Below are 8685 nucleotides of genomic sequence, written 5' to 3'. Positions count from 1 at the left end.
GACCAACTCCAGCCAGAGAGCGGCCAAACGGTGCTTGACCGCCTGGAACGAGCCGACAGGGCGGCCGAATTGGTGGCGCTCGCCGGTGTAGCGCACCGTCTCCAGCAGACACCACTCCGCGAGCCCCAACTGCTCGGAGGCCAACAGCCCGGCCCCGGCCAGCAGTCCGCGCCCGAGTGCGTCGGAGGCCGTACCGGAATCCGCGAGCAGGCGGCCCGGCACGCCGTGCAGGACGACGCCGGCGATGGGCCGGGTCAGGTCCAGCGGGACGACCGGCTCGACGCCGACGCCGCCGGCCGCCGTCTCGATCGCGTAGAGCCCCAGCGACCCGTCCGGCCGCAGGGCGGGCACCAGCAGCACATCGGCCGCCGCCGCGTCGGCGACGCTGCTCACCCGGCCGTCGAGCACGCCGTCGGCGTCGGCCCGTACGGTCGGCTCGGGAAGCGGTCCGGGCGCGGTCGGCAGCGGTACGGCGAGCGCGCCGACCGTACGGCCCTGGGCCAGCGCGGCGAGCAGTCCGGCGACCGGCTCCGCCTGCGTGTCACAGCCGAGCAGTGTCTCCACGGCGAGCACCGCGCTGGTGAGGTAGGGCACCGGGGCGACGCTGCGGCCCAGCTCCTCCAGCACCACGGCCGCCTCCCGAGCGCTCGCGCCCTGCCCGCCGAGCTTCTCGGGGACCAGCAGACCGGCCGCGCCCATCTCACCGGCCAGCGACCGCCAGAGCGCCGGGTCGTACGGGCCCTCGGGCGACTCGGTGCGGGCCAGCACGGCGGCCGGATCGCAGCGGTCGGCCAGCAGGGACCGTACGGCCGCCCGCAGATCGTCCTCGGCCTCGGAGTAGAGCAGATCGGGTGCGCCCGGCACGGCCTCTCCTGTCGTCGAATTCTTCGCTGATCCAGCTGATGCCGCTGATCCCGCTGATCCCGCGGCCTGCCGGGCCCGTCCCATCGTCGACTTCATCGCGGCAGGTCCTTCCACGGGACGTCCTTGTCGGTCCGCGGCTCCGTCGGCAGACCCAGGACGCGTTCGGCGATGATGTTGAGCAGCACCTCGGAGGTGCCGCCCTCGATGGAATTGCCCTTGGCCCGCAGATAGCGGTAGCCGGCCTCGCGCCCGGTGAAGTCCACGCCTTCGGGGCGGCGCAGCGTCCAGTCGTCGTAGGTCAGCCCGTCCTCGCCGAGCAGTTCGACCTCCAGGGCGCTGATCTCCTGGGCGAGCCGGGCGAAGGCGAGCTTGAGGCCCGAACCCTCCGGACCGGGGCGGCCCTTGACGAGCTGCTGCCCGAGCCGCTCGCCGGTCAGCCGGGCCACCTCCGCCTCGACCCACAGGCTCAGCAGCCGCTGGTGCAGGTCGTGGGTGCGCGACTCCGGTCGGCCGCGCCAGGTTTCGGCGGCGACGCCGATCATGCCGCCCTCGCGCGGGGCGCGGGCGCCGCCGATGGCGACGCGTTCGTTCATGAGCGTGGTCTGGGCGACCCGCCAGCCCTCGCCGACCTCGCCCAGCCGGTCCGCGTCGGGGATGCGCACGCCGCTCAGGAAGACCTCGTTGAACTCGGCCTCGCCGGTGATCTGCCGCAGCGGCCGGACCTCGACGCCGGGTGAGGACATGTCGCAGACGAAGTAGCTGATGCCGCGGTGCTTGGGCAGGTCCGGGTCGGTACGGGCGATGAGGATGGCCCAGCGCGCCTGGTGCGCCCCGGACGTCCACACCTTCTGCCCGTCCACCACCCAGTGGTCACCGTCGCGGACGGCGCGGGTGGCGAGCGCGGCGAGGTCGGAGCCCGCGCCCGGCTCGCTGAACAGCTGGCACCACACCTCCTCGCCGGTCCACAGCGGGCGCAGGAAGCGCCGCTTCTGCTCGTCGGTGCCGAAGTGCAGCACGGTCGGCGCGGCCATGCCGAGGCCGATGCCGATCCGCCGGGGCTGGTTGTCGGGAGCGTCGGCGGCGGCCAACACGTCGTCCACGACGGCTTGCAGCGCGCGCGGCGCGTCCAGGCCGCCGAGCCCGGTGGGAAAGTGCACCCAGGCGAGGCCCGCGTCGAAGCGGGCGCGCAGGAAGTCGAGCCGGTCGGCGCCGGCCGGCGGGTGCTCGGCGAGCAGCGCGGCGGTACGGCGGCGCAGCTCGTCCGCGTCCACGACGGGGGCCTCCGGTGTCGGTCCGCGGCTCATCGAGCCTCCTTTGTGCGCACGTTCGGTACGACGACGACGCGGCCGGTGGTGATGCCGTCGGCGACCCGCTGTACGGCGGCGGCGGCTTCGGCCATCGGGACGCGCTCGCTGATCAGGGGCTTGATGGCGCCCTTGGCCGCGAGTTCGGTCAGCGCCTCATGGCAACTCTGCACCGCTGCCGGGTCCTTGGTGTTGTAAAGACCCCAATGCAGCCCGAGAATCGCGTAGTTCTTGACAAGGGCGTGATTGAGGGCCGGGCTCGGAACCGTGCCGCTCGCGAAGCCGACGACCACGATCCGGCCCTCGAAGGCGACGCACTTGACCGACTTGGCGTAGGCGTCGCCGCCGACCGGGTCGTAGACGACGTCCGCGCCACGGCCGCCGGTGGCCTCCTTGACGGCCGCGATGATGTCGTCCGTACGGCGGTCGAGCACCAGGTCACAGCCCAGCTGCCGGGCGACCTCGGCCTTCCGCTCGCCGCCGACCACCCCGATCACCGTCGCCCCGGCCGCCTTGCCGAGCTGCACGGCGGCGCTGCCGACGCCCCCCGCGGCCGCGTGCACCAGCAGGGTCTCCCCGGCCTGGAGGTGCGCCCTGCGGTGCAGGCCGAACCAGCCCGTCTGATAGCCGATGTGCAGCGCGGCGGCCTCGGCGTCGTCCAGGGCCTCCGGCGCGGTCCGTACGGTCGCGGCGTCCACGGCGACCAGTTCGGCGAACCCGCCGTCGGGGACCGGCGGTTGAGCCAGCACCCGGTCGCCGACCGCACCGCGCGCGCCCTCGCCGACCGCCACGATCTCACCGCAGATCTCCACCCCGGGGGTGAAGGGCAGCGGCGGCCGCACCTGGTACTGGCCCCGGCACAGCAGAGCGTCGGGGAAGTTGATGTTCGCCGCGAGCACCCGCAGCAGCAGCCTGCCCGGTACCGCCACCGGGTCCGGCACCTCTTCGAGGCGCATCACCTCGCGCGGTTCGCCGTTCTCGTGTACGCGCCATGCCTTCACCTGACGGCCTCCACACATCTGGGTACGGTCGGTCCTGAGCTGCCCACATACTAAGCGGTCGCTCACTTTCTGGGAATACCCGCCGCCGCTCCCCCTCGTACCGCCATCCCGTACGGCTGCCCATACAGCCCTCCCGTACAGCCGCCCCCGGCGCCGGAGCCGGGCGTCCTGCCCCTGACAGGGGCAGGCTCGGCGCTCCCGGACCGCCCGCCGCTCCGGCAGACTGGCCCCTATGGACACGCCTGCGGAGCTGGGGAACTTTCTGCGCACCCGCCGCGCCCGGTTGCGCCCCGAGGACGTCGGACTGGTCTCGTACGGGGCCCGGCGGCGCGTGCCGGGGCTGCGCCGGGAGGAGCTGGCGCAGCTCGCCGGAGTGAGCGTCGCGTACTACACGCGGCTGGAGCAGGGGCAGAGCGGCAACGCCTCGGACGGCGTGCTCGACGCGCTGGCGAGCGCGCTGCGGCTGACCGGGGACGAGCATGAGCATCTGCGCGCCCTCGCCCGTCCGGCGCGGGCCAAGCGCCGTCCCGCCGCACGGCCTGACTCCGCGCGGACCGGCACCCGGCAGCTGATCGCCGCGATGGACGGGGTGCCCGCCGTGATCCTCGGGCGGCGCTTCGAGGTGCTCGGCTGGAACCCGGCGGGCCACGCGCTGGTCGGCGGCCACCTCGCCGCGGACGGCCCGGACCACCCCGCCGAGCGCCCCAACCTGCAACGGATGCTCTTCCTCGACCCGCACACCTATGAGCTCTACCCGCGCTGGGAGGAGGAGGCGCGGCGCGCGGTCTCGTCCCTGCGGCTGATCGCGGGGCAGCACCCCGACGACACCCAGCTGGCCGAGTTGATCGGCGAACTCTCCATGAAGAGCGCGGAGTTCACCGCCCTGTGGTCGCGGCACTCGGTGCGCGGCTGCACGTTCGGCAAGAAGGGATTCCACCACCCGCTGGTGGGCGCGATGGAGCTGGACTTCGAGATGATGGACGTCCTCGACGACTCCGGGCACCGGGTGATGATGTACAGCGCCCCGCCCGGCTCCCCGTCGGAGGCGGCACTGCGGCTGTTGGTGTCGGGCGCGGGGTCGAGTGCGGGGCCGAGTGCGGCGGACGCCGGCGCGGCGGCCTCGGGCACTGCGGGCTCGGGCACTGCGGCCTCGGGCACCGCAAGCTCTGACACCGCGGGCTCTGGCGCGACCGCCCCGGGTACGCGCCTCGACGCCTCGCGTGGCACCCGCGCGGGACCCCTCCGGGACGACGACTGACAGTTGGCGGCGACGGCGGGCGGCTGACGGCCCGACCCTGCGCGCCAAGTCGGCGGCGGGCGCGGCATCGCCCGGCGGCGGCCCGCCCGCAGCCCGGCCCGATCCGAAGTCGCTACGAGCCGGCAAGGCTCAGCCCCTCACCGCGCCGCGCCGCCCAGCGAACACGCCGCTCAGAATCCACCGCCGCCGTCGAAGCCCCCGCCACCACCGCCGCCGAAGCCACCGCCGTCCCCGCCGAACCCGCCGCCGAAGTCGTCGGGGTTGAAGTCGGAGCCGGTGTAGTCACCGCCGTCCGGCATGTCCCCCGCGTAGGCGCCCGGGGAGGACAGCGCGCTGCCGAGCATGGTGCCCACCAGCAGACCGGGCAGCATGCCGCCGCCGAAGTAGCCGCCGGCCCACGGCCCGTAGGCCGGGCCCGCGTTCCAGTACGGGCGCTCGCCCTGCGAGGTCTGCACCGTGCGCGTCAGCGGCTCCTCGCCGTCCGCGATCCGGGCGGCGTCCGCCGCGCAGACCGGCACGTCCCGCTCCGCGCCGCCCTCCGGGGCCCAGCGGGCGTCCGCGACCGAAGGGCCGTGACGCGGGTCGAAGAAGCAGGGCGCCCGGCGCTCCGGCAGTGGTGCGCCCTCGCGACGGGCGTCGAGGGTCGCCAGCGAGAAGCGGCCGTCCTCCAGCGCCGCGGTGACCGCCCGTACGTCCTCGGGTCCGCCCGCCGCCGCCATGGCCGCCTTGGCCCGGTCGTAGGCGTCCAGGGCGTGCCCGTAGTCCTCCCGCATGGCGTCGTCGGCGGACGGCTCGGCGGGCTGGAAGCCGATCCGGTCCAGCTCCTCGCCGAAGGCCGTGATGTCCTCGTCCACCAGGGGCCGCATGGCCTCCAGCGCGGCCTGCTCCTGCTCGGCCCGCTGCTTCCGGTTGCGCCGCAGCACGGCGTACGCCCCGCCGCCGCCGACCACGACGACCGCGCCCAGCGCGATGGCCGCACCGGCTCCGCCCCCGTCGCCGTTCGAGCCGCCCGCCCAGGCATCCGGCGCCCGGCCCTTCGCCTGCTTGCTCGCCTGGTCGACGAAGTCACTGAGCAGCGCGTCGGTGTCACCGCTGTCGGCCCGCTTGACCGCGCCGGTGAGGTTCCGCACGGCGTTGCCCGGCATCACCCGGGCATCGGCACCGGCGTTGAATCCGTCGTCGCCCAGATGCACGGCGTACAGACCGCTGATCCCGACGTTGTTGCGCACGTCCTGGAGCAGAGTGCCCGGCGGGAATTCCTTGGTGTCGGGCAGCACGGCGACGAAGATCGGCTTGTCCGCGTCCTTGATCTTCTCCGCCAGCGCCTTGGCGTCGGCGGCGGACAGCTCCCCCGAGACCCGGGGATCGACATAGACCGGCCCCTTGCGCAGCGCGTCGGCCACCGCCTGCGGGCCGGTGGCGGACTGCGCGCCGGACGCGGGCGCGGCGGACAGCGCGAGCAGCGCGGCGGCCACGACGGCGACCAGGGCGAGCAGCCACCCGAGCACCGGTCCGCGCGACGGGTGCGACAGAAGCGACAGAGGACGGGCTGCGGTCTTCATACCTACGAAGTTACCGGAAAGCGGATATTTCCCGGATTTCGCGAGGTCCCAGCGGGCTGACCCGGCCCACCGCAGCGGCCGTCGCACCGGCCGTCACGCCCAGGCACGCGGCCCCCGCCCGGCCCGCCCCGCCGACGCATCCGCGCCCCACCCGTCCGCGACGAGTGGGGCGCGGTCCGCGTCCCAGCCGGTTCGTCCCAGCCGGTTCAGCCGGTCTCGGGCGGGCGCGCGTTGATGACGGCGAAGAGGCCGCCCTGCGGGTCCTTCACGACGGCCATCCGGCCCGCCACCATGTCGAACGGCGGTATCAGCACCGAGCCGCCGGCCCGGGTCAGCGCGTCGACCGTGCTGTCGGTGTCGTCGACCGAGAAGTACGTCAGCCAGTGCGAGGGTGTGCCCTCCGGCATCTTGTCGAGGCCCTGCATGCCGCCGATCGTCCGGCCTGCGACCTGGAGCGCGAAGTAGTCGGGCGCTCCGTCCATCGGGGCGGTCTCGACGCCGAGGGCGCTGTAGAACGCCGTGGCGGCGTCCAGGTCGGAGGTGTCCAGCTCGCTCCAGATCACCGTGCCGGGCTCGTTGACCAGCTGCGAGCCGATGAAGTCCTTGGCGTGCCACAGGCCGAACACCGCGCCCGTGGGGTCGGAGGCGACGGCCATCCGGCCGAGGGTCAGCACGTCCATCGCCGGCGTCCTCACCGCGCCGCCGTGCTTCGAGATCGCCTGTGCGGAGGCATCCACGTCGGCGGACGCCAGGTACGTGGTCCACGCGGGCGGGGGCGGCGGCTGGTCGTCCGGCGACATCGCGGTCATGATGCCCGCCACGGCTTTGCCGTTCAGCGAACAGACCGCGTACCCACCGTTCTCAGCAGGACCGATCTCCCCCTGCCAGCCGAACAGGTCACGGTAGAAGTCGAGGGCCGCCTGCTGGTCGGGGACCATCAGATCGACCCAGCAGGGGACTCCGGGCTCGTACGGGCGAGTTACCTCGGGCATGACATGCCTCCACAGCAGTACTCCGTCCCGGCCACCGGGCTGGACGGACGCGTCGCCACTCAGGCATGGCGCGCCGCCCCCGGACAGGACACCCGATTTCAGTCTATCCCGCACATTCCCTCCGGGCAGGGCCGACCGGAACAGGAGCGGCACAGTGGCGAAACCCGCGTTTCCCGGCTGACCGGGGGCAAACGCCGGGAGACTCGCGTAACACAACGGATGGACCGCGATGGACGGACCGCGACACCAGACAACAGAGGAGACTCCCGCCCATGCCCCGGTTGTCCGAAGAAATGGCCGACATCGCCTACGCCCCCGGCGCCGGCCTGTCCGACACCCGGTTGGGCGGCCGGCCCGCGCTCCGGGTGCGTCCCGCCTCGGGCAGCGCCTCGTGCACCGTCCTCCATCTGCACGGCGGCGGCTACCGCACCGGCGACCCGGCCGCCTCCGGCGGCCTCGCCTCGTACCTCGCGGCGGGCTGCGACGCCGAGAACCTGCTGCCCGCCTACCGGTTGGCCCCCGAGCACCCGTTCCCCGCGGCCGCCGACGACGCGCTCGCCGCGTACACCGAACTGCTGGAGCGCGGCGTCGCGCCCGAGCGGCTCGCGGTCCTCGGGGCCTCGGCGGGCGGCGGGCTGGCCGCCGCCATGCTGCTGCGGGCGCGCGCGGCGGGGCTGCCGCGGCCGGCCGCCGTCGTTCTGCTGTCCCCTTGGCTCGACCTGACCAACTCGGCGGACTCGTACGTCCGTTGCGCCGCGTCCGACCCGCTGCTCAGCCGGGAGATCCTGGCATCGGCGGCGGCCGACTACCTGGCGGGCGCCGATCCGCGTACGCCCACCGCGTCCCCGCTGTTCGCCGGGGACGCGGCGCTGGCCTGGATGCCGCCGCTGCTCGTCCAGGCGAGCCGGGACGAGGTCCTGGCCGACGACGCCTCGCGGTTCGCGGACCGCGTCAACCGGGCCGGGGGCGACTGCACCCTCCAGACCTGGGCGGGCATCGCCCACTGCTGGCAGTTCGGAGTGCCGCTGCTGCCGGAGGCGGTCGAAGCGGTGGACGCCGTCACGGATTTCCTGCGCGCGCGGCTGGCCTGACGGGCGGCCTGCTCGCCCGACGGGCGCGCCGCCGGCTTGCTGAGCGGGCGGGTTGACCAGCGGGCGGGACCACGCGCCCGGGTCACCGGACCGGCGGTCGGCCCTGCGGTCAGCCCGCCGGTCGGTCCCGCGGTCGACCCGCCGCCGGTCCCCCGGTTGATCCGCCGAGCGCGGGTATCTTCCCCGTTTGCGCCTGTCAAGCACCAAATTGCCGCAGAAATAAGCCTATTGAGGGAACCTCACCGGAGATCCGCTCACCCGCACCACAGGTGACGGAAGATCAGCCGCGTGAACACATGGTATGCAACCCGGTCGGCCCTACGGCGATGGACACGTGCGGGGATCGTGGCCGCGCTGGTCGCGCTGGTGTCGGGGGCAGCGGCCTGGGCGGCTGTGGCCGTCGCGCCGGGCGAACCGGCGCCGACGCCGTCCACCGTGCGACAGAGCGCGCGGATACCCGGCCCGCTGCCCAGCGGGCTGGTGGAGATGGACGGCAGGGGCGTACGGGTCAGCCTGCCCCCAGGGCCCGGCGGCGGTCCGCGCATCGAGGCGAGCGCGGGCAGCGGCGGCGCGTCAGCCCGCGTGGAGATCGGCGGCTGCCCGCACTCCCGCC

General features: G+C 74.2%; 7 protein-coding genes and 1 pseudogene. 3 read left to right on the top strand and 5 right to left on the bottom strand.

Annotated features, from left to right (window positions below; translation table 11 throughout):
- The 3 genes from QMK28_RS32940 to QMK28_RS32930 all read right to left on the bottom strand — a co-directional run.
- Positions 1-864 (bottom strand): acyl-CoA dehydrogenase family protein (locus tag QMK28_RS32940; protein WP_326443367.1); only part of this gene is annotated, 864 nt, incomplete at its 3' end.
- Positions 865-956: 92 nt separating this feature from the next.
- Positions 957-2168, bottom strand: a complete 1212-nt coding sequence (locus tag QMK28_RS32935) for an acyl-CoA dehydrogenase family protein (RefSeq protein ID WP_326443366.1) — start codon at positions 2166-2168, stop codon at positions 957-959.
- Positions 2165-3169, bottom strand: a complete 1005-nt coding sequence (locus QMK28_RS32930; RefSeq protein ID WP_326443365.1) for an NADPH:quinone oxidoreductase family protein — start codon at positions 3167-3169, stop codon at positions 2165-2167. The genes QMK28_RS32935 and QMK28_RS32930 overlap by 4 nt, the downstream gene beginning before the upstream one ends.
- A gap of 232 nt (positions 3170-3401) precedes the next feature.
- On the opposite strand from QMK28_RS32930, the gene QMK28_RS32925 reads away from it, so the two are divergent.
- The gene (locus QMK28_RS32925; protein WP_326443364.1) at positions 3402-4427 is read left to right on the top strand and encodes a helix-turn-helix transcriptional regulator; all 1026 of its coding nucleotides are present in this window, start codon (positions 3402-3404) and stop codon (positions 4425-4427) included.
- Between the two features lie 170 nt (positions 4428-4597).
- On the opposite strand, the gene QMK28_RS32920 is transcribed toward QMK28_RS32925, so the two are convergent.
- Positions 4598-5989 (bottom strand): hypothetical protein, encoded by a 1392-nt coding sequence (locus QMK28_RS32920; RefSeq protein WP_326443363.1) that lies wholly within the window; start codon positions 5987-5989, stop codon positions 4598-4600.
- Between the two features lie 206 nt (positions 5990-6195).
- Positions 6196-6981, bottom strand: coding sequence for a VOC family protein (locus tag QMK28_RS32915; RefSeq protein ID WP_326443362.1), 786 nt, complete (start codon positions 6979-6981; stop codon positions 6196-6198).
- Positions 6982-7253: 272 nt separating this feature from the next.
- On the opposite strand from QMK28_RS32915, the gene QMK28_RS32910 reads away from it, so the two are divergent.
- Positions 7254-8072 (top strand): alpha/beta hydrolase fold domain-containing protein, encoded by an 819-nt coding sequence (locus tag QMK28_RS32910; protein ID WP_326443361.1) that lies wholly within the window; start codon positions 7254-7256, stop codon positions 8070-8072.
- Between the two features lie 345 nt (positions 8073-8417).
- Positions 8418-8685 (top strand): annotated as a pseudogene (locus QMK28_RS32905) (hypothetical protein); the annotation flags it as partial.

The sequence above is a fragment of the Streptomyces sp. H27-D2 genome (genome assembly GCF_035828615.1).
GTDB lineage: Bacteria > Actinomycetota > Actinomycetes > Streptomycetales > Streptomycetaceae > Streptomyces.
The sequence above is the reverse complement of the archived record's forward strand: the minus strand, read 5'-3'. Positions and strand labels throughout refer to the sequence as shown.

Coding starts and splice junctions, on each gene's coding strand:
- QMK28_RS32935 (WP_326443366.1), bottom strand. CDS start 2,168: ATGAGCCGCGGACCGACACCGGAGGCCCCCGTCGTGGACGCGGACGAG.
- QMK28_RS32925 (WP_326443364.1), top strand. CDS start 3,402: ATGGACACGCCTGCGGAGCTGGGGAACTTTCTGCGCACCCGCCGCGCC.
- QMK28_RS32920 (WP_326443363.1), bottom strand. CDS start 5,989: ATGAAGACCGCAGCCCGTCCTCTGTCGCTTCTGTCGCACCCGTCGCGC.
- QMK28_RS32910 (WP_326443361.1), top strand. CDS start 7,254: ATGCCCCGGTTGTCCGAAGAAATGGCCGACATCGCCTACGCCCCCGGC.
- QMK28_RS32915 (WP_326443362.1), bottom strand. CDS start 6,981: ATGCCCGAGGTAACTCGCCCGTACGAGCCCGGAGTCCCCTGCTGGGTC.